The organism is Mesorhizobium sp. AA22 (assembly GCF_001672375.2).
Classification (GTDB): Bacteria; Pseudomonadota; Alphaproteobacteria; order Rhizobiales; family Rhizobiaceae; genus Mesorhizobium; species Mesorhizobium wenxiniae.
The window spans coordinates 5,016,081-5,036,370 of sequence record NZ_CP048406.1; the positions used below are offsets into that span (position 1 = coordinate 5,016,081).

The 20,290-nt window shown below is 61.8% G+C and carries 13 protein-coding genes; 8 read left to right on the forward strand and 5 right to left on the reverse strand.

Features of this window, described 5'->3' with window-relative positions:
* Nucleotides 1-5 precede the first annotated feature (5 nt).
* The gene (locus A9K68_RS24120) at nucleotides 6-8,903 is read right to left on the reverse strand and encodes a LysM domain-containing protein (protein ID WP_156768216.1); all 8,898 of its coding nucleotides are present in this window, start codon (nucleotides 8,901-8,903) and stop codon (nucleotides 6-8) included.
* A gap of 89 nt (nucleotides 8,904-8,992) precedes the next feature.
* Nucleotides 8,993-9,868, reverse strand: coding sequence for a MurR/RpiR family transcriptional regulator (locus A9K68_RS24125; protein WP_065006915.1), 876 nt, complete (start codon nucleotides 9,866-9,868; stop codon nucleotides 8,993-8,995).
* Between the two features lie 195 nt (nucleotides 9,869-10,063).
* Between A9K68_RS24125 and A9K68_RS24130 the strand changes: the two genes are divergently transcribed.
* The 7 genes from A9K68_RS24130 to A9K68_RS24160 all read left to right on the forward strand — a co-directional run bounded on the left by A9K68_RS24130 (nucleotide 10,064) and on the right by A9K68_RS24160 (nucleotide 16,171).
* On the forward strand, nucleotides 10,064-10,249 hold the full coding sequence (locus tag A9K68_RS24130) for a hypothetical protein (RefSeq protein WP_065006916.1): 186 nt from the start codon (nucleotides 10,064-10,066) through the stop codon (nucleotides 10,247-10,249).
* A gap of 120 nt (nucleotides 10,250-10,369) precedes the next feature.
* Nucleotides 10,370-11,371, forward strand: a complete 1,002-nt coding sequence (locus A9K68_RS24135; RefSeq protein WP_082982213.1) for an FHA domain-containing protein — start codon at nucleotides 10,370-10,372, stop codon at nucleotides 11,369-11,371.
* Nucleotides 11,368-11,820, forward strand: a complete 453-nt coding sequence (locus A9K68_RS24140; RefSeq protein ID WP_246811225.1) for a hypothetical protein — start codon at nucleotides 11,368-11,370, stop codon at nucleotides 11,818-11,820. The genes A9K68_RS24135 and A9K68_RS24140 overlap by 4 nt, the downstream gene beginning before the upstream one ends.
* Nucleotides 11,777-12,136: a hypothetical protein gene (locus A9K68_RS24145; protein WP_245497082.1), complete on the forward strand. Its 360-nt coding sequence runs from the start codon at nucleotides 11,777-11,779 to the stop codon at nucleotides 12,134-12,136. The genes A9K68_RS24140 and A9K68_RS24145 overlap by 44 nt, the downstream gene beginning before the upstream one ends.
* A complete protein-coding gene (gene sctV / locus A9K68_RS24150; RefSeq protein ID WP_065006919.1) occupies nucleotides 12,133-14,295 on the forward strand; it encodes a type III secretion system export apparatus subunit SctV in 2,163 nt (720 codons plus the stop codon). The genes A9K68_RS24145 and sctV overlap by 4 nt, the downstream gene beginning before the upstream one ends.
* 57 nt (nucleotides 14,296-14,352) lie before the next feature.
* Nucleotides 14,353-15,711: a type II and III secretion system protein family protein gene (locus A9K68_RS24155; protein WP_065006920.1), complete on the forward strand. Its 1,359-nt coding sequence runs from the start codon at nucleotides 14,353-14,355 to the stop codon at nucleotides 15,709-15,711.
* Between the two features lie 13 nt (nucleotides 15,712-15,724).
* Nucleotides 15,725-16,171, forward strand: a complete 447-nt coding sequence (locus A9K68_RS24160; RefSeq protein ID WP_065006921.1) for a hypothetical protein — start codon at nucleotides 15,725-15,727, stop codon at nucleotides 16,169-16,171.
* Nucleotides 16,172-16,265: 94 nt separating this feature from the next.
* Here the strand turns inward: A9K68_RS24160 and A9K68_RS24165 are convergent, their stop codons facing one another.
* Nucleotides 16,266-17,069: a tetratricopeptide repeat protein gene (locus A9K68_RS24165; RefSeq protein ID WP_065006922.1), complete on the reverse strand. Its 804-nt coding sequence runs from the start codon at nucleotides 17,067-17,069 to the stop codon at nucleotides 16,266-16,268.
* Nucleotides 17,070-17,153: 84 nt separating this feature from the next.
* Between A9K68_RS24165 and A9K68_RS24170 the strand changes: the two genes are divergently transcribed.
* Complete coding sequence (locus A9K68_RS24170; RefSeq protein WP_065006923.1) at nucleotides 17,154-18,194, forward strand: EscU/YscU/HrcU family type III secretion system export apparatus switch protein; 1,041 nt, start codon at nucleotides 17,154-17,156, stop codon at nucleotides 18,192-18,194.
* Between the two features lie 61 nt (nucleotides 18,195-18,255).
* Here A9K68_RS24170 and A9K68_RS24175 read toward each other — a convergent pair whose 3' ends face one another.
* A complete protein-coding gene (locus A9K68_RS24175; RefSeq protein WP_082982225.1) occupies nucleotides 18,256-19,599 on the reverse strand; it encodes an SGNH/GDSL hydrolase family protein in 1,344 nt (447 codons plus the stop codon).
* 262 nt (nucleotides 19,600-19,861) lie between these two features.
* Entirely contained in the window at nucleotides 19,862-20,155 is a 294-nt protein-coding gene (locus tag A9K68_RS24180; protein WP_065006925.1) for a hypothetical protein, read from the reverse strand.
* Nucleotides 20,156-20,290: the final 135 nt, after the last annotated feature.

Genomic DNA, 20,290 nt, shown 5'->3' on the forward strand with positions numbered 1-20,290 from the left:
ATAGGCTAGACCACGGCATCCTTATATGCCTGCCGATCTGGAAAATTGTCGGGATGAAGCTCGATTTTAGCGTCCGCAACGTGGGACAACTCGTGGCCGAGCATGTCGACGAATTCGGCAAGTACGATATCGCTGTCCGCATCGGCTGCGCGGAATGTCTCAGCATCGACAAAGACTACTCCCACCTCGCGGACGTATTGGGATCCAGTCGCCGTCAGATCGTCGCCGGAGTTGGCGTCGAAAATCCGGAGGTCGTGCCGCGCCGGGTTGACGATGCGTACGTCTTTCGCGTGAGCGCCGCGCAGGAGTTCCATCAGCGTCGGCGACCGGCTGAGCTGATCTGTAAGATTGGCCTTGGTGACTTCCGGCATGCCGAGGTTCTGATGGAGCATGTCGTCGAGCAGGCTCGCCGCCTCCTGGCGGTTGGCCGCGATTTCGGCCTGCGTCAGCGGCTTGGCGAATGACCGGCCCAATGACCCATCTGCTGCAAAATCCTGCCCATTCCGCACCGGCCTTGGCGCCGGACTGCGGGGAGCGATCGGGCCCTCGCCAGCCGGCGGCAAGCCGTTTGCCGGCGGCGAATTGTGCAGCTCGAGCAGCCGGTTGAGGTAGTGGGCCTGCGTGGGCGTCAGTTCGCCGCGGGCCTGCTGATCCAGCTGTTGCCGCAATGCTTTCCATGCTGGCTTGCCCATCCAGTCGGGCCGTCCGCCGGTGGTGGCGAGTTGGTCCGGATATGGCGCCACGCCCAATTCCGGGAACACATCCAACACGCGCTGACCAGCGAACTTTAAATTGCCGTGCGGCGATGCAGCAACCTCGGCGAGCCAGGCGTCGAGATGCTGCAGGACGTCCGGCGTCAGCCGCCCATCCGAAATCTCCAGCGCGGAGAAAACCTTTTGCGCGCCTTCGGAGGATCCGGGGTGCGCGCGGGCGGTACGGGTATGCGGCACCAGGTCCTTCCTCACCGTGCCGAGTTCTACCGTCGTTACCGGCCATTGCCCAAAGTTCACGGCGAGACCGGCGCCGTGGTCCGTGCGATCCAGGCGGTTGAGCGGCCCGGCGCCCGTCTCGCGCGGAACGCCGTCGAAGGCAGGGCTACCGCGCCAGGGTTCCTTGCCGCCTCCGAAGGGCGGAATGACGTTGTAGTTCCGGTAGAGGAGACGATCCTCGAAACCGGGCACCTTGCCTTCGGAGCTATAGTGGCTGGCACCACCTCTCGCAGCTTCTTCCCAGAAGGAGGCTGCCCTTTGGCTCAGCGGGCCAGGCTCCCTGTGCGTATATCCCGGCCGGCCGCCTTCGCCACCGAGATAGAGCAGCGTGCGTTTGACGTAGGCCCCACTCACAGAGAAGCCAAAGATGGATATGGAAACGCCAGCGGCGTTTTCTTTCTGGAACGTGTTCTTCGACAGCATCGGCGCCGATGCGACCCACTGGGCGGAGGGAGCCGCCGCATCGTCATAAGCGAAATTCGGCCGGAATCCATTGGCGAAGAGTTTATGGCCTTTTGCGTCATTGGGGTGGACGGGAAGAAGAAAGCCAGTGCCGTCCGGACCGTTGTTCTTCAGGCTGAGTTCTCCATAGACCTGCCGGCTGGGCAGCGGCACCTTAATGCCGAGCATCGATCCGCCGAGGCCAACTGTATTGGTGGCCATATCGTTCAGAACGGGTCCACCCAAGACATTGGCTTCGTGTTCCTGCAGGAACCAGGAAACGGTCGCGCGGTCGGACCGCCAGACCCCTTGTGCATCCGTGAAGAATGTCGGGACGCGCCACGAACTCGCCTTGTCGACATCCAGCAACCGCTCCAGCAGGACAGGCACCTCGCTGTTGATTTCGGTCCCGGCCTTGGGCTTGCTTGGGGGCAGCGCGTTCTCCAAGGCGCGGGCGAGCGATTGGACCGCGGGGTCCGCGGACTTCTGCTGGTTGGCGGCGTAACCGCGCATCTCTCGCCAAAGATACGGTGTCCAGGTCTCGTGGCCGGACAGAACCTTCGCATTGTAGCGGCCTTCCGGCGAAAGCTTGCCGGCGGGTTTGAACGAGGACTCCGGCTGAAGCTTCGAACCGTAGACCCAAGTGCTGCCGCTGTCGGCCTCCAGGACTTGCATGAGCGCATCCTGCTGCGCGGCGGTCACGGCCTTCCCGGGCTTAGTGGCGCGCCCCTTGAAAAACGGCGAGGCGGCATTTGCCGCGGCGGCAAGGTTCGGGTCGGTGGAGCCTGACGCAGCCTTGAGGTAATCGCCGACGATGCCACGGCCGGCGTCGGTCCAGCCGGCTTCTCCTGGCAGCGCCCCGGCGGTAAGGAACTGCTCGCCGCGCGGCAGCCTGCCGTCCGACGACAGGCCGAGTTGATCGATCACTTCTCCTGGCGACAGATGCGGCAGCTTGCCCTGAGCGCTGAACACCTGGAGGGTCGTCAAGCCGTTCATCGAAAGCTGGCCGAACGGCTTGGAGCCGGTGAACGGACTGTTCCGGTCGGCGTTGAGCATTTCGCCAAGCGCATGATGCTGAGCCTGCGTCATTGCCGTGCCGGACTGAGGCAAGCCCCTGCCCCCGAGTTGCACTCTGGTCATGGTCACCGCATCGCGAACGACAGGATCGCTGGAACCTTCGAGGGAATGGAGGTAGTCGCCGACGAGTTCCACCTGCTCGGGCATCCAGGTCGGCGCGGGCGTCGCCGCATGGTCGGGAAGCGCCGGCAAGGTCGCGGCCAGGGTCTCGCCGAGCGCCGAGCGATGGCTGACTTCCGGATTGTCGGCAGGATCGAACGTATGGACTTCCCGTGCCGGCGTGTTGACCCTGAGCTGGCCGTTCGGTGTGGTTATGGACCCGCGCTTGGCGCGTTCGACGGTCGGGCCGGAACTGAGGTAGCCGGCATCCGTCGCATGCTCGCCCGGCAGGACGGTGTCGCGGGTTATGCTCGCCTGTGGGCCGGCCACGATGACCTTGGCCGGCAGATATTCGCCGCCGGCCTCGACATAGATGTCCTGTCCGGCGGTGACGCCGTCCTGCGGAACCGGCCGGTGATAGATGCTGTCGACCAACTCGCCGAGCTTCGGATAGTCATAGCGGGGTTCAGTATTCAGGTAACGCGTGCCGATGCGCCGCAGGCCGGCTTTGACGGCATTGAACGTCTGCCCGAAGCTGTACGGGTTTGACGAGAAATTGTTGATGATCGGCGTGCCGTCGGGCCGAGCCGGACTGGGATACCCGGTTTCCGTCACGGCCGGCGGCTGCGTGCGGGCGTTCGGATCGGCTGTCCAGCGGCCGTCGGCGCCGAGATAAAGCACCGGCAAGGAAGGGTCGAGCTCGACAGGAGCCGGCACCGGCTCCGGCGCGGCCGTGATCGCCTTGGGTTCGGGTATGGCGACAACCCTCTGCCCTTCCGGTAGGTTGAAATCGACGAGCATCTCGCCGGTATGGCGGTTGCCGAGAGTGTAGCGCATCAACGGGCGGGTGCCTTCCGCCCCGCGTGTTTCCGTCTCGGACTGGAGCAGGAGCTCGTCCGGGGTGGCCAGCACGGCCGGGTCAGAAGGGCGTGCGCCGTCGATGTAGCCCGTCTGCTGCGGATCCTTGCCGCTGGTGAAGACGTATTCCGCGGGATTGGGGCTTGGCATGCCGGTGAACGTCTTGGTCGCCGGGTCCCAGACGAGCCGCAAGCCGCTCTCGGCCGGGCGCGTCGTTCCGTCGCCACGGATCGGCGGAACCACAATCGGATCGCCGTCGGCGGGGGGGCGCACATTCTGCTCACGCGCTCCCTGGGCATCTCGGTCGCTGGCATTCTCGGGATCGCCGCGCTCGCCCGTGGCGCTCGGCCCTTCATCGTGGACGTTGATAACCGTCCCCTCGACGACGGGGTGGCTGGGATCGTGGAAGACCAGCTTGTCGGTCGGGCGATAGACGCCGTCAGGCCCCTGCTCATGCACGACCATCGACCGCGACGGCTGGCCGCCGCCTGATGGATCATCGTTGCCGCCCGTGGGTGGCGGCGGGTTCGGACCATCGGACTCGCCGGCCGGCAGCGCGCGCTGACCGGGATTTCCGGCCTCCGCCACGTTGCGGAAACCTTCTGGGGCACCGAAGCCAGGTCCCTGCTGGCCGGACGTTTCGCCGACCACGTCGCCATCGATGATGATCTCATCTGGATCCGGCATGACCTGTTCGCCGGTGGGCCTGTAGACACCGTCGGGGCCCATCTCGTAGACGGCCCGCGGTTGCCGCCCCGAATCCGGTCCGCCAGGAAAAGTTCCGCTCCGTGTACCGCCCGTTCCAGGCATGTTGTACAACAGCGAGCGGCCGCCCAGGCCTGTGCCGACAGTGCCGACGCCTATGCCCACGACTGCGTTCGCGAGCTCGAGCAGGGACATCTCGCCGCCATGCGCCGCGAGATCTTCCACCGATTTGCCGAGCAACGGAACACCGGTAACCACGGCGCCGGCATCGAGGCGCCACGCAGCGGTGGTCAGCCTGTTGCCGCCTTGCATAAACTCCGAGACCTTACCGGCATAAGAGGCCTCCTTTACGTTCACCTGGAACCTGCCGATGCCCCAGCTGGCATCCTTCATGCGGGTCATCCCGAAGCCGCCCGCGAAAGCCTGGGATCTGGACAGGCTTGTCTTTGCCAAGCCGAATGTTCGCAGGGCACCCGCGCCCACGGGCAGGAATGCGGTTACGCCGGTCGCGACATTCCAGGCCGACTGGCTGTCGAAGTCGCCGCCCTGCAGGAGGTGATCACCCTCTTTGATCAGAGCCTTGCCGCCAAGGATTGAACCGGAGCCGATCGCGATGGGAATCGCCCATTGGCCGCCCGGCACGAACGAGACGATGGTGGAGACACCCGCGACGATGCCAAGGCCGATGTCGGTAGCCTTGTCCCAGAAATCCACCTTGCGCGCGTCGGCCACTTCCAATTCGTCGAGCGAAAAACCATCTTCGCCGAGCGACATGTCGCCGCCCTTGGCCATGACCAGATTGCCCTTTTCGCTGAAGATGCGGTTCTCGTGCTGGAATTCATCGAAGGTGCTGTAATATTTGCCAGAACTGTCGACATAGCCGATTTCGTCGCCGCCGCTCTTGATCGCGAACAAAGCCGTCGTCGATTCCTTCCCGCCGTCGAGGGAGAACACCGGCACGATCTTGACCTCGGCGTCGTTGCCGGCGCGGTCGGTGATTTCTTCGGTGACCTTTCGGACGTCTTCACTCGGCGCGTCGAGCCCGAGGGTCTGACCAACGGCAGTGCTGAGTTGGTCCGGCGTATATGTCTCGTATTCGCCGGTGTAGCCGGCCTCGTAGAGGTTCTCGAACTGGACCTGATATCCAGCCAGTGCCTGGTCCTTGTGTTCTTCAAAATACTCGTACTTGAGTTTCGCCTCGTGCTCGGCGGAACCGTATTCGAGAAGCTTGGGGTGGCTTGCGGAAAAAGCGTACCAGTCGCGCCCAGCCACCATCGCCGGCCGCACGTTTTCTTCCCAGTCCTCCAATTGGTTCTTTTCGGTCTCCGCCTGGCCTCGATCGATTTCCGCGGCCGCGACTTCGGGGTGCACCCACAGCTTCTGGCCGTCCATCTCGATCTGGACCCACTTGCCGCTGTCGCCGATTGCGCCCGGCCCCTGCTCTTCGTACGCCGCGGCGACTTCCGGCGCGACCCACAGGTCGCGGCCGTTCACCGTGATCTTCACCGCCGTCTCGCCCGGCTTGAGCGTGCCAGCGGGCGCCTCTACGGTTCCCGGCCCGTAGTCGGTGATCGCCTGGTCGCGTGCCGTCGTCGCGTCGACGAGCGCCGTCTTCGCATCTCTCAGCCCGGCATCAAGCTGATCGACCTGCACGCCGACAATCTTCGACTTGGCCGCGTCCAGCGCCGATTGCGATCCCGTGCCGTTGGGTGTGCATACCGGCGCCGACGATATGTCCTGCGTCGAGGCCAGCATCTCCTGCCACTGCTTGTTCAGTGGATCGTTACGGAAATCTTCCCTGATACCCTCGTCGTTGAGGTCGTATGTCAGGGCAGATTTATGTACGTTCGTGTCATCACCGTTCTCGTCGGTGAAGGTGTCGTTCTCATAGACGGTAACAACATAGAGCTGACCGTTCTCCTCCACTATGTCCTGCGATTTTATCTTGCCGGTAAACTCACCACGTCCATTGGTATACCCTTCCCAATCGAAATGGTGCGGGTTCCTTTCCTGCGCCTGCGCAAGCAGTTGCTGCTTGAGAGGCTCCATGGTTACGGCAAGATCCGCCGCCTCAGCCTGTGCAACCCCATACTCCTGATATGCCTCGGCCAGGGTCACCTGATTGGCCGCGGCCCCCTGGAGCGTTTGCAGACCCTCAAGCCGCTCTTCGATGGCCGTGTATTCGGGGCTTCCAGGTTTGGCCTCGGTAAGCTTCAGCTCCAGCTTGGTCGAGCTGATCATTAGGTCGATCGTGGCCTTGTTGCCGTTGGCGGTGTGTAGCGAAAGGTTTGTAAAGAGCTCGGCGACCTCCGCGTGCGCGGCCTTTCCTTGCTGGTTGGTTTCCTCGGCGCTGGGACCATCCGGGCTGCGGACAGCCGTCTGGTTGGGATCGCTGAGCGTCGGCAGGTCTGCCTGTTTGTCGATCGCTTCGAGAAGTGACGTCTGGCCCTGCTCGTATTCGGCCCGGGCAGTGCTGGCGCTTTCGAGCGCGTTATTGGCTAGGGTCAACCGGTCTTGCGCATCCGCCAGCGTGCCCTTCGGCTCAGGCGGCCTCCAATCCAGTCCATATGGCGCCAACGCCTCGTCGAGCGTCGACTCGGCACCCTCCATGGCGTTCTTGAATTCAGGGTCCAGCGCATAAATATCGAGCTGTGCCGCGATCTGCTGGGACTTTGCTTGTGCCTCGCCGAGGTCCGCAACCGCCACGTTCTCGGCTGCGATCGCCTTGGCTACCTCCGGGTCAAACCATTTCCAGCTCCCGTCGACCAGCAACGGCACCCACTTCCCGCCTGAAGGAGCGGTGGGGGACGGTGGATCCCCGTATGGGCCAACCGACGCAGGACCACCGTCGAGAGTCGCGCCCGTTGCGTCCTGTCCCGGACCATATTGTTCCATTGCAGCGACCACGGCCTGCTGCTTTTCAAGCGCCTCCGTGGTCAGCTCTGGCGTCGCCCCGCCGAATATGCCGTCCAGCGTCGTCTTGACGACCAGATCCTCCTTCGCCTGCTCCGGATCACTGCCGTTCGGATTGATGGAAAGCAGCAGTTCGGCCAGCGCCTGCTGTGCGGTGCCGGCCGCGATATCCGTGACGGCGCCGGTCGTATCGTTGGTCAGCGTGATCTTGCCGTCTGGCGACGTGGTCAGCGTGTAGCCATTAAACGTCACATTGACGGTGGTCTTGGTGGCATCCTCGATCACCACCGTCTCTCCCGGATGAATAAGGTCGGGGTCGCGCGGAGAGGTGAACAGCTCCGGATTGCTTTCGGCGAGCTCTTCCAGGGTCACACCATGGGCTTCGGCGATATCGCTCAGATTGTCGCCCGGCTGGACCTCGTAATCGATCGGCTCGCCATCATTCAGCGTCTCGACAATGGTCTCGGTGCGCCGGCCGTCCTTGTCGAAGACGATCGTCGTCTCAGTATTGTTCTTGGGATCGACGATGGTGGTGGTCTGCTCGCCGGTCTCGGTGTTGCGCTCGGTGTGGCTGGTCCTGCCGTTGCCGTCGATCGAGTGGGTCGTCTCGGTATTTCCCTCCACAGTCGTCACCGAGGTCGAACCGTGCTGGTAGTCGTTGTTGTAGGTGACCGTGTTGCCGGTCTCCGGATCGGTGACGACGATCTGCAGGGTTTCGCCTGGGTCGCCGCCCTGCGTGACCTCGAGGCCTGCCGCGTTCAACTCGGCGATCACCTGTTCGGGCGTGAGATTGCTCGCCTCGGCGATTTCTTCGAAGCTCTTGCCTACGGCAAGCTGTTCCTGGATCGACGTCGCGCCCGAGCCGTCGGCGGTCTGCGTCTGCGCCAGGATGGTTTCCTCGCCGCCCGGACCTGTGACCGTGGTTACCGGCAACGCAGGGCCGCCGGCGGGCGTCACCGTCTCCACGGTCGACCCATTCGGCAGGTTCTTGGTAACGGTGACGGCACCGTCACCGTTCGTTTCGGTGGTTGTGGTTATACGGGTTTGGGGATTCGTCGTGCGTTCGGTGACTGAGCCCTCGCCGAGATCGTCGACGAACTTGGTCGTGATCGCGCCTGTCGCCGCGTCGACACTGGTGATTTCCTTGCGGCCGAGATCGTCACGGATCGGCGAGGAGGTCACCTGTCCGTTGGGACCCGTCACTTCGGTGTAATAGCCGCCGTGGTGATAGTCCTGGTTTTCGGTGATCGTCCGGCCGCTGCCGTCTTTGATCATCACCGTACGGGTGTCGCCGTTGGCATGTTCGGTCGCTGTCGCCGTCATCTTGCCGACATTCAGAGCCGCCACCACCTGCTCGGGAGATATGTTCCGCTCGTGGGCGATGTTGTCGATACTTTTGCCGCCCTCGATCGCATTGAGAATGTCATTCGCCGTGGCGACTTCCGGTGAAACACCGCCGGCGTCGGGCTCACCACTGGCCAGCAGGAGGTTTGGCGTACCGCCGAAATTTTGCGTCGTGAAGAGCGCAGGCGCGGCGGTGGTGCCGCCGTTGCCGTTTGCGGCGGTGACTGAGGCAGGCAGCTCCGGTCCTGGCTGCGCCGCCGGGGGCGTCGGCTGTGCCGTCGTCAGTTCCGCATTGACCTGCGTCAGCCGCTGGCGAGCGTTCGCGGCCGCGTCGGCCTCGCCCATCTTGTTGGCGAGCCGGATTTCATTGTGCAATTTCGTGGCTTCGGCCTGCAGCCGCGTAATCTGCTCAGCATTGGCCTTTGGATCGACCCTGGGCGGCGGCGGGGGCTTGAGGGTGGTAATCGGGCGGATCATCAAACAACCTCCGGAGCCGGTCCAGTCGTGGTTCAGGCAATCTGCCTGTCGTCAACGCCCCCGCGTCCGACAGTCGAAGCCCCGGCCGCTTACCGGGGCGGCTTCCAATAAATGCCGAAAGCAGCGAGTTGCTCTTCCGACCGTTTTACTCGTTCTGCAGCATTCACTTCAGACTGCACAGCCGTCAGTGCCGCCAGAATTTCGACGGCAGCGAACGCCGGCGCCATGCTGCGAAAGAACGACTGCGAATTTGACGTAACGATGATTGTTTCCCGCGCGATCCGGGCCAGCGGCGACACGCTGCTATCGGTGATTGCCACCACGCTGATACCCTGCCGAGCCGACTGGCGCGCCACGTCGATCGTCGTGCGTTCATAAGGAGACATGCCCACAGCAAGGAGGACGTCGTCCCGTCCCGCACCCTGCAAGGCATCCAGACCATGTCCGCCCATCTCGCCGACAAGCGTCACCTTGCGGTCACCGCCAGCTAGAAACGACATGATGTGAACGAAGTGGTTCGCGACCGGATAACCGGAGCGCGAGCCGAGACCGAACAGATTGCGTGATCGCGCAAGCAGCTCGGCGGCGGCGATGAATTGTGATGCATTGCCGTATTCACCCAGACTTGCAATCTGGGCCGCGAGCGTGTCCGCAATGACCCCTGCGGTCGAATATCCCGGATCGCCATCCTGTTCGGCACCCCGTCGCCCCGGCTCACCGGCGACTGTCTCACGCAGCGCGCGCGCATAAAGGCTGCGCATATCCTCGTAGCCTTCAAGGCCAAGCCATCGCGCCAACCGCATCATCGTGCTGTGCGAAACGCCGGCCTGATGGGCCTGCTCGCGCATCGACATCAATGCGACGTCCTTAGGATGATCCAGCACGAAACGCGCGGCGACCCGCAACTGCGGCGGCATATTCTCGAAGCGTTCGACCAACAGCTCCGCCAAAGGACCTTGTTCCATTCTAAAATACCCCATTCACCCCGATGGCAGGTTACTCCCCGAATGGCGGCAATGCAACAGTTGGAACTGAAGTGGTTCATATATTCCAAGTGGACTTTCATTTTCGATCACCCTGCCTTAAGCTGCTTTTGCAACCTGCCGGATCGCTTCGACGTGATTCCGGAGTTGTAACTTGAACGGCCCCTCAAGGAGACAATGATGGCTGCTACCCCTCCCATTACGTCCGGCTCTGCCGGGTCGCCGGAACAGAACCTGGACAAGATGATCAAGCATCAGGAGCGCATGTTTAGCCTCGAGATCACAAAAGAGATCGCGAAATCCCAGCATGACATGCTGATGAGCACCGCAAGGACGCTCGGCCAGTCGGCTGAAAAGGCCTAAGGCGGGGATTCTCGAACCCATGCGCCGCCGCAAGCATCGGCGGCGCACGTGCACGGCAAGAATGCTTCGACGCCGTTGTCGGGCTGCGTCTGAATTGTCATCGGCGGGAGATGAAGTGGCATGACCGCTAATTCTATCGGCAAATATTGGGATGCGGAGCCCGGGCGCCGGCTCCGATCGATTATCACCCACGCCCCAAGATCCGGACGTTCCATTGCGCTGAGCGTAACTCACGGATTTCACGCGGGCGCCCAACTCAGTTTGGTCGAGCCTCTGTATACCGTTGGCTCCAGCACGGAGTCCGACATTGTCCTCAGGGATGCCGGCATCGCGCCGGTCCACGCAAGGTTGCGGCGCAAGGGCAGCCAAATTGAAATCGAAGCCGTCGGCGGCGACGTCACACTCGCCACGGGCGAGATCATCCATGAAGGCCAAGGCAGCCGCTGCAAGCTGCCGCTCACGATAAGTATCGGCGATGCCCATATCCGGCTGGTCAACCCAGAACGCCTGCCGAATCGCTGGTCCGTTTCTGATCGCCCCTTCCTGGTTGCAGGCAGCGTGCTCTTTGCCGTGTTCGCTGTTTCCGTCGCTGCGAATGGGTTCTCTTTCGCCAAGCCCGACATTGGCAAAAAGATATCCGCTCAAGACCGTGACCCGATCAGAGTGGCCTTTGCTGGCGAGGCCGGGCAAAGTGTCCTGAACGATTCATCGCCAACGCAAATACCCAGTGCTGCCGAAGCGGAAAGTCAACTCAGGCTGCGCCTCGATCAATCTGGCATCGGCACTTTGGCTGTTCAGCGATCACCTGGACGGCTCGTGGTCTCGGGTATGATCCCCAATGACAAGGATGGTGCCTGGACCGAAACACAATCCTGGTTCGACCAGACGTTCGGCGCCCACATTCCCCTCGTTTCCAATGTTATGATCGGCAACGCCGAGCAGGCTCCGCGCCTGAGGCTGCAGGCGATCTGGTATGGCGAGCGGCCCTACGTCATCGCCGCCGACGGCGCACGCTATCATGAAGGTGCATTCACGAATGACGGCTGGACCATCAAGCACATTGGCGAGACGGAACTTCTCCTGACGAAGGGCGGCGCCACGGTCGCGCTGAAATATCCGTGAACCGCCGGCTTGAAGGGCCGCGATTCGATACGGCAAGGATCGATACAACCGGCCGCGAGGTGCGGCAGGCGGAAGGTGTGCGCGGTCAGGCGATCAAACGGCGGCGGATGAACGGCGTCGACAAAGCCGCAAGCCGTGCTCAGGGGACGACATCGGCCGCTGGTACGGAAAAGCCACAAAACGCGGAATTCCAGCCCTCTCGAGGCATGAATAGCGAATCGCTCGACGAGGCACTCATCAACTTCGTCATGCCGGGTATTCCCGAGCCAGCTATCCTGCGTCGCTCAATACCTATTCTCCAGCATTTCGTAACGCATCTGGTTCCCGGCCTTGAGGGTGGCGAGCAACTCAAGACACTTGCCAGAACGCTGATGGAGGATGAAATCGAGCGTCATCGCGATCTGCTTGGCCGGATACAGGAAGGAATCGAACCTGACCGATCCGCGTGAAACAGTGCATCTGCTGCATGTCTTGGGCTATCTCTACGGGTGTCACGGGCAGGCAAAGCGGGGCGCGGCATACCTGCTTATCGCTGCACAGCTGTCGCCGGGAAATGCCGGCGTCCTGCGGACACTGGCGCATCTGCTCATACTCGATGGCGAAGCGGACAAAGCGCTTGCCACGATTGCCAGGCTGGAGACATTGGAGGGAATGGACCACCCGACGCTAGCGTTGCTGAAGAGCCGCGCGTTGCTTGTAGCCGGCCGCAAGGCCGAGGCGCACAATGCCTTGCGAAACTTCCTATCGCGTCGAGCCGCCGAATGACGGTGTCGGAGCGACTTCTGCACTTCCTTGCCAAGCTGTCACGCCGCAGCGATCTGGTCATTGCCGTCCTGATGCTCGTCGCGGTGGTGATGATGCTCATTCCATTGCCGACTTTCCTCGTCGACATTCTCATCACCGCCAATATCGCCGTCAGCGTGCTTATCCTGCTGGCTTCGTTTTACGTTTCTCATCCGCTCCAGTTCTCGTCGCTGCCATCGGTCATCCTCATCGCTACCTTGTTCCGGCTGGCGATCACGATCACGACCACGCGATTGATCCTGCTTCAGGCCGACGCAGGCGAGATCGTTTCCGCCTTCGGTACATTCGTCGTCGGCGGCAGTATTGCGGTGGGCCTCGTCATTTTCCTGATCATAACCGTTGCGCAGTTCATCGTGGTTGCGCGGGGTGCGGAACGCGTTGCCGAGGTTGCCGCGCGCTTTACCCTCGATGCGCTGCCAGGCAAGCAGATGAGCATCGATGCGGAGTTGCGCAACGGAGACATCGATCAGGCGGAGGCACGCCGGCTGCGCCAGCAGCTTGAGCGTGAGAGCCAGCTGTTCGGCGCGATGGACGGTGCCATGAAATTCGTCAAAGGCGACGTCATCGCCGGCATTGTCATCATTCTGGTCAACCTGATCGGTGGTTTCGCGATCGGAACGCTGCAGCACGATATGTCGCTGGGGGACGCCGCCGTGACCTACTCACTGCTCACGGTGGGTGACGGGCTGGTCGCGCAGATACCGGCACTGCTGGTCGCTGTGGCCGCCGGTACGATGGTGACGCGCGTCGGCAGCTCGGACGGCACGAGCGACCTTGGCCGGCAAATAACCAGGCAGCTACTACGGGATTCCCGTGCGCTCGCACTCGCCGCAGTGATCATGGTCGGCCTTGCCGTAGTGCCGGGCTTTCCGTCCATTGTGTTCCTGATCCTTGGCGCCTGCTTCGGCGCGGGCGCCTATGCAATCAATCGCCGCACCGCCCGGGAATCCGAGCTCAAAGAGATCGGCCAGATCGCCATGGCCGAACAACCGGGAAAACCGGCGTCGCTTTCATCAACGCCCGTCGGAACACTGCCTTCTTCATCCCGCATCGTCGTACGCTTCGGAACCGAACTCGGACGGTCGGTCCCGGAACCCGAATTCGCCACGCTCGCTGATGGCGTGCGCCGCGAGCTTTTCGGCGATCTCGGTGTCGACGTTCCGGCTATCGGCCTGCAGGTCGACGAGAAGCTTTCAGCGAGAAGCATGCGCGTCGATCTGGAGGGCGCACCCATCCTGGATACCGAAGTCCCCGCCGACCGCGTTCTTGTCGAAGCGGACCCAATGAATCTCGATCTGCTCGATGTGACTTACGAAAAAGGTTCTCCGATTGCCGGTCAGCGCAAATTCGTGTGGGTGGATGACCGCCACATTTCTGCATTGAAGGAAGCCGGCTTTGTCTTCTCCACACCGGCGCAAACAGCGGCGAAGTGGACCGGAAATGCACTTCGGCTCTATGCCGGCCATTTCGTCGGGATCCAGGAGACGCGCAGGCTCCTGTCGGACATGGAGCCGGATTATGCGGATCTGGTCAGACAGGCGCAGGAGATCGTGCCGCTGCAGAAGATCGCGGAGGTGCTTCGGCGACTTGTCGGCGAAAACGTGCCGATCAGCAACCTGCGCCTGATCCTCGAAGCGCTGATCGAATGGGGACAACGCGAACAGGACGTCGTTCTGCTTACGGAATATATCCGCACGTCCTTGAAACGCCAGATCAGCTTCCGCTTCGCTGGTCGTAACAACATCATCGCAGCCTATGTTCTGCAGCGCTCGGCCGAGGATATCCTGCGAAACGCGGTGCAAAGCACAACGACCGGCACGTTCCTGAACCTTTCGGATGACGATGCACAGGCTTTGATCGCCGAAGTCGAACGAGCCTTGTCGCAGAACGCCACCGATGTCTCACCGGTCGTCCTCGCGGCGATGGATGTACGCCGTCATATGCGAAGCCTGCTCACGCACAATGCCATCGAACTTCCGGTTCTGTCCTTTCAGGAACTCGCACAAGAATTCAACGTCCAGCCACTGGCGACGATAACCGGCCGCTCGGGCATAGCACGCAATGTCTCTCAGTCGCTGCCAGCGGCTGAGAACAAAGCCGGACAAGAGGCAGCCTCATGACGCCAGCCGGGCGGATTGGGACAGTTGGGGACTCTACATGCTCAAGAGGGGAACGGCATGACAATCCACGATACCGCAGCAGGCGTTCGATCCGCCACTTTCGCCGGGCGGACGGCTATGCGCTGGCTCGCTATCGCGACGGTTGGCGTCTTGCTGGCGTTGTTGTTCACACTTGCCGACACGATGGCACAAAACATATCGCCATTGCCGAGCAAGCCAACGGTCGACCTGCCGGTCGGGCAAGGACGCCTGCTGCGGTTCAATGAACCCGTCGAATCCGTCCTGATCGCGGACACCACGATCGCGGATCTTCAGGTCGTGTCGCCGGGGATGGTCTATGTCTTCGGCCTGAAGCCCGGCCTGACCAACCTCATTGCAATCACAGCCGATGAGCGGGTCGAGGCAACAGCCCAGTTTCGCGTCACCCCCGATGTCACGCCTGCCAATGAAGCGAAATACGCAATGCAACCGAACTCGGCCACAAATCTCTCGATTTTCGGAACCCGCATTGTGGCGACGGGCGAAGCACGAGGCGTCGAGGAGGCAACGGATGTCGACAACATCGCCCGCACGTTCTCGCCGCCGGAACAGCCGCCGCTGAACAACATGACCGTGCAGGGGTCGCAGCAGGTCAACATCCGGGTCCGCTTCGCCGAAGTCTCACGCACTGAGCTGCAGTCGTACGGCGTCGATTGGTCTGTCGGATACAGGAGCGGCGGCTTCGAATTCAACATGTTCCAGGACAATGGTGTGCCCTCCGGCACCGGGAATTTCGGTTTGAACATGGACCAGACGCATGGCATCAACTTCGATATTCTCATCGAAGCGCTGCAACGCAACGGCATCGTCAAGATACTGGCCGAACCGAACCTGACGGCGATGACCGGTCAGACCGCAAGCTTTCTTGCCGGTGGCGAAATTCCGGTTCCGATTCCGCAAGGAACTGACGTCGTGACCGTTCAATACAAGCCCTTCGGCGTTTCCCTCGGGTTCACCCCTACGCTGATCGGCCGCAATCGTATTGCGCTCCATGTCCAGCCGGAAGTCAGTTCCTTGTCGGAAGCAGGCTCAGTAAGCGCCAATGGCTTCGCCATGCCGAGTTTCGTCGTGCGCAGGGCCGACACCACGGTCGAAGTGGCGAGCGGCCAGACCTTTGCGATCGCCGGTCTTTTCCAGCAGCGGACCTCGCGTAATCTGGAAAAGTTTCCGGTTCTCGGTGATGTGCCGGTCCTTGGCCCGCTTTTTCAGTCACAGCGTTTCCAGCGCGAAGAGACGGAACTGGTGATCCTGATCACGCCTTATCTGGTCGAGCCGGTGCGCGACAGCCTTGCCACGCCGCTCGATCGTCCGGCAGCCAAACGCCACAGCCGGAAGCGCGCCAATGACGCGGCGGCGATGGGCCTGATCATCAAGTAGCGGGGAACCGAACATGACATTTCGCATCGCTTTGTGCTCTGTTCCGATGCTGCTTCTGGCCGGCTGCGTGAACAGCCCGCAACAGCCGCGGGAATATTCTCCCGGCTACAGCTATGTTTCGACCGACACCGGCGGCTCCGAGAAGGGCGTCGGCGGTTCCGTCCTTGCTCCCAATGCATGTCTGAACGAACCGGCCGATGACGACCGTTCTGCCGCTGCGACCGATCTGACGATCGTCTCCGGCGTCGGCTCCCACCTGCCGTCCGGCTGCGCCAACGCCTACAATCTTCAACGCATGGCCGAAAGCCAGCGTGACCTCGTCGAGGGTCGGCGCATGGGGGCGGCGGCGGCCGCGCCGACTGCAAATGCCGCCCGGCGCTACCTCAATGGCGAAGAGGCTCCCATGGGTGGAGCCAATAGCGGGCCGCTGACGCCCCAAACAACGCTCCCGGTCGAGTGAACCGATGCGGCTTTGCCCGCGTAGCACTACTTTGTCCGGTTGTTCGCGCGTCGAACTCGACCCAAATCGGCTTCGCGCTTTCCGGTCCTATGCGCTAGCCGAGGATAGAGCCAAGCGCTTTCGCCCTGGCCTGTGTGCTACCCTTCGACCGGATCGTTCTGGCACGAGCAAGCAAGGTATCCACCTCCTTGGTCGCCAGGCCAATCGGCGGCGAGGCCTTGACCTGATCGGCCTGGCCAAGAAGTCCGTAGACCACCACGACGTTGCGCTTGTGATGCAACTGCGCATTGGTTGCGGCGGAGATCTTCTGGACCAGCGGGAGTGCTGTGGTGGAATTGCCTTCGAGCGCTGCGGCCAGCGCCATGTTGCTCTCGACGTCGAGATCCCCCGGCGCGAGTTTCAACGCCTGAGCAAAAGTAGTCTGCGCCTCCGCCGTCTGACCCGCGAATGTCTGCGCCACGCCCAACCGATTGTAGGCGCTGCTAGTATTGACCAGCGGCGCTGCCTGCGCGAGCGCGCGCATGCCGGCATCGAGATCGCCCGTTTCTATCATCGCCGAGCCAAGCCCGAGCATAGCCCCCCCGTCATTGGGAGCTTTTGCGAGCGCGGCCTGATAGGCTCTGGCGGCCTCGGCGGGATAGCCCGCTCGCATATAGGCCTCGCCTGCCTTGACGAAGGCGCTCGGCTTGGCGCCCGGCATCGCTGCCGCGCGCTGATAGAGCGCGATTGCGGTGTCGCTGTCTCCCTGCGCATCTATATCGTCCGCAAGCTTGATCAGACGCTCCGATTGCGACGACGGGCCTTGCGCCTTTGCCTGCTCGGCGTCGGTTTTGGTCGTCTGACAACCGGCCATCGCCAGCATGGCGACGACGGGCAAGAACACGACATGCAGCCGCATATCCACCTCTCCGTATTCAAGCCCGCCGCACCTTACACACGGCCTTGGCCGACTGGAACCACAACAGTGCGATAAGAGTGCAACATGGCCGAAGAAGCTGAGGAAAAAACACTACCGGCGTCCGAAAAGAAACTTCGTGACGCCCGCCGGAAAGGCCAGGTTTCGCAGAGCCGCGACCTAGTCTCCGGCTTCACGCTTTTCGCAGCGCTTGGCTATCTTTATTTTGCTTGGCCGATGCTGATCGAGCACTTTTCGGAACTCGTGCAGACCGTGACGGCCCCCGGCGATTCGTTCGGGGAAGTCAGCCTGCGGGCCATCCGCCATTCGTTGTCATTGCTGATGCTTGCCACATTACCACTCGTCGGAATCGTTGTCGTTCTCGCGGTGGCCTTCGGCATGCTGGGAACGTTCGGGCCGGTCTTCTCGTTTGAGCCGCTCAAGCCGCAATTCGATCACATAAACCCGGCGAAGGGCCTTCAGAAGATCCTGTCGCTACGCAACGTCATCGAGTTCACCAAAGGCCTGGCCAAGGTGGTGTTGCTGGCCAGCCTCTTCACATTCCTTTTGGTCGCGTGGCTGCAGCCGCTCTTCGATGCTCCGGGATGCGCTCCGTCATGCCTAGAGCCAATTGTCAAAGCGGTGCTGACACCACTTGGAATAGCCGCCGCTCTGGCCTTTGTCGTCATCGGCGTGATGGATGTTCCTATTCAGCGCTGGCTGTTCCTGCGCGACATGCGCATGACGACAACCGAATACAAGCGCGAACACAAGGATCTCGAAGGAGACCCCTTGATCCGGCATGAACAGCAGCGACAGCGGCGTGAGGCCGTGATGCAACCTGCGAGGCTGGGCGTAAAAAACGCGGTCATCGTCTTCGTGTCTGGCGACCGCGCAGTGGCGTTGCGTTACGTCAAGGGTGAAACGCCGGTGCCGACGGTCGTCGGCAAGGGCCAGGGCCGAGCGGCCGACGAGATGATGGCTCAAGCACGCAAGGCAGGTATTCCCGTGGTCGAGGATGCGGCCGTCGCCAGCCCACTCTTCGAAAATGCAAACACCGGAGCTTACATCGGTCAAGAGATGTTCTCACCGGTCGTGCGCCATCTCGTCCGGCTCGGGCTCACTTGAGGCATGGTCGAACCGACCTTGCCGCGCAATACCTGAGCAGCGCGGCAAGGTCAGCAGCGACCTATTTAGCTGAACCCAATAGGACATCGAGATCGACCGCGTCTGCCATCGCCTTGTATCCCGCGTCGTTGGGATGAAGGTTATCGCCGCAGTCGTAGTCGTCGCGCAGATATCCCGGTTTGGCCGGGTCTTCCATCACCTTGTCGAAATCGATCACGCCATCGAAGCCACCACCGGCGCGTATCCATTCGTTCACAGCGACGCGTATCTTTTCCTTCTCGGGTGTGTAGTAACCCTCAGTAGGAAGCCCTTTGAAGGTGTCGGCGAAGGGGGTCAACGTCGCGCCTACAATGCGTATGCCATGGGCATGCGCGCGGTCGATGAGCTGTTTGTATCCGGTGATGATGTCTTCGGCGGTCGGTTCCTTGTCGTCCGGCGTGATTGCATTTTCGCCGGGCCAGCCGATATCGTTGATGCCCATCATTACGACGACGGTCGAGACTTTGGGATGGCTCAGTAAATCAGAATCGAAACGCGCCAGAGCATTGACGCCCATACCGTCGGTCAACACGCGATTGCCCGAAAAAGCTTCGTTAACCACCGCGATCTTGCGGGCGGTCTCCTGCAATCGTTTGGCGAGAAGGTCTGGCCAGCGATTGTTGGCGTCGGGGGTCGAGCAATTCCCATCCGTGATGGAATCCCCGAAAAACACGATCGCCTGGGATTCCGGCGCGGCGTCAACCCATATATCGCTCAGAAAAAGGCGTGATTTGAGTGTGCTGTCAGCCTTGAACGTCGCGTCGTTTGTGAAATTTCCCGGGCCGGAGATGTAGGCGGTTTGCACACCATCCCAATGCACCGACGACAGCGCCGTCTTCTTCGGCAGGAAGATGCTGACCGAGATTTCGGAAAGCGCTTCTGCCGGGAGGGCGACGGGGTCGCTGAGGATCGGGGCTCCCGGCGGAACGACCACAGAACTCTTGCCGCCCCAGGTCAGGGGCTTCAGGGTCGCCTGATCGACGTCGCCGTCCTTGCCTGCTATTCCGACGCTGCCGGCACCGATGGTCAGTGGCTTAGCGCCGAAAGCATTGGATAGGACGACCCGGACGGTATTGCCGCCGACGCTGATGCGGGCAACTTGGCGGACGGTCTGATTCTCCAGTACTTCCGGCACTCCGAAAGGCGCAGGGAGATCATCCGACCAGCGCGGAGCAGGTGTGGCAGCCCAAGTGGTGATCCAGCCCCCCTTTTCCGCGCCTTGTGCCCCGAAACCAGCGGTCGCGGAGCCGGCCGCCACAGCTGCACATATCAGGGTAATCTGACGCAGACGCCGTTTCCTCCCTGCTGCGGGAGAAAGCGCCGATGACACCTTACCCGCTAAATTGAAACACCTGGTGAGCCGCATTTTCATCCTCCTCGAGATATGCTGGTACTGCCGCCGCCGCCCCTATTATGATGGGCTGCACAGGGAATGAAATTGAACTTCCGTTGCGATCTTGGACCAGCACCAGGGGCAAGATGTCCGACTGTGCAGAGGGATGCCGCCCGCCTGTTTCGGCGAGCGGCGGACTGGAGCAGGCCGTTCGACCGTGACGCGGTCCTATATCAAAGGTCATCGCTGCGTTCGAGTGAAGGCCCCCAGAACCAGACTTGGCGTGCTGAAGGCGTCAGCTTTGCCCCAAAAGTGCACGCGCTAACTCTTGCCATTCCTCATCAAGCGTCAAGGTCGACGGCGCGGCGTCGCAGCGACGATACCAATATTCCGCATTCGATTGATCGCCTTCCTTGCGATGGAGGTAGGCATGCACGCGCATTCCCGCCGTATCGTCGCGCGCTTGCGCGCGCTCGTGCGCCCTATCCCAATCGCCCTTTGCATCCCACCACAGCGCCTGCAGGGCAGGGCTCAAGCCGGCGGGCGGCCGTGATTTCGCAATCGAATCTCTGAAGGCTTGAAGATCCATTTCCCACCGACGTGATATACATGGGCGGCCGATAATAATCCCGGATTCCCCAACAGCAAAGTCGCATCGCGCACAGCAAAAATGGCGGTGCTCTCTGCGTGTCATTGGCTCACAATCAAGACTCCCAACGATCAA

What these genes read in the sequence shown, in the direction of transcription:
- A9K68_RS24120 (WP_156768216.1), bottom strand. Translation starts at nt 8,903, where the DNA reads ATGATCCGCCCGATTACCACCCTCAAGCCCCCGCCGCCGCCCAGGGTC.
- A9K68_RS24125 (WP_065006915.1), bottom strand. Translation starts at nt 9,868, where the DNA reads ATGGAACAAGGTCCTTTGGCGGAGCTGTTGGTCGAACGCTTCGAGAAT.
- A9K68_RS24130 (WP_065006916.1), top strand. Translation starts at nt 10,064, where the DNA reads ATGATGGCTGCTACCCCTCCCATTACGTCCGGCTCTGCCGGGTCGCCG.
- A9K68_RS24135 (WP_082982213.1), top strand. Translation starts at nt 10,370, where the DNA reads ATGACCGCTAATTCTATCGGCAAATATTGGGATGCGGAGCCCGGGCGC.
- sctV (WP_065006919.1), top strand. Translation starts at nt 12,133, where the DNA reads ATGACGGTGTCGGAGCGACTTCTGCACTTCCTTGCCAAGCTGTCACGC.
- A9K68_RS24155 (WP_065006920.1), top strand. Translation starts at nt 14,353, where the DNA reads ATGACAATCCACGATACCGCAGCAGGCGTTCGATCCGCCACTTTCGCC.
- A9K68_RS24160 (WP_065006921.1), top strand. Translation starts at nt 15,725, where the DNA reads ATGACATTTCGCATCGCTTTGTGCTCTGTTCCGATGCTGCTTCTGGCC.
- A9K68_RS24165 (WP_065006922.1), bottom strand. Translation starts at nt 17,069, where the DNA reads ATGCGGCTGCATGTCGTGTTCTTGCCCGTCGTCGCCATGCTGGCGATG.
- A9K68_RS24170 (WP_065006923.1), top strand. Translation starts at nt 17,154, where the DNA reads ATGGCCGAAGAAGCTGAGGAAAAAACACTACCGGCGTCCGAAAAGAAA.
- A9K68_RS24175 (WP_082982225.1), bottom strand. Translation starts at nt 19,599, where the DNA reads ATGCGGCTCACCAGGTGTTTCAATTTAGCGGGTAAGGTGTCATCGGCG.
- A9K68_RS24180 (WP_065006925.1), bottom strand. Translation starts at nt 20,155, where the DNA reads ATGGATCTTCAAGCCTTCAGAGATTCGATTGCGAAATCACGGCCGCCC.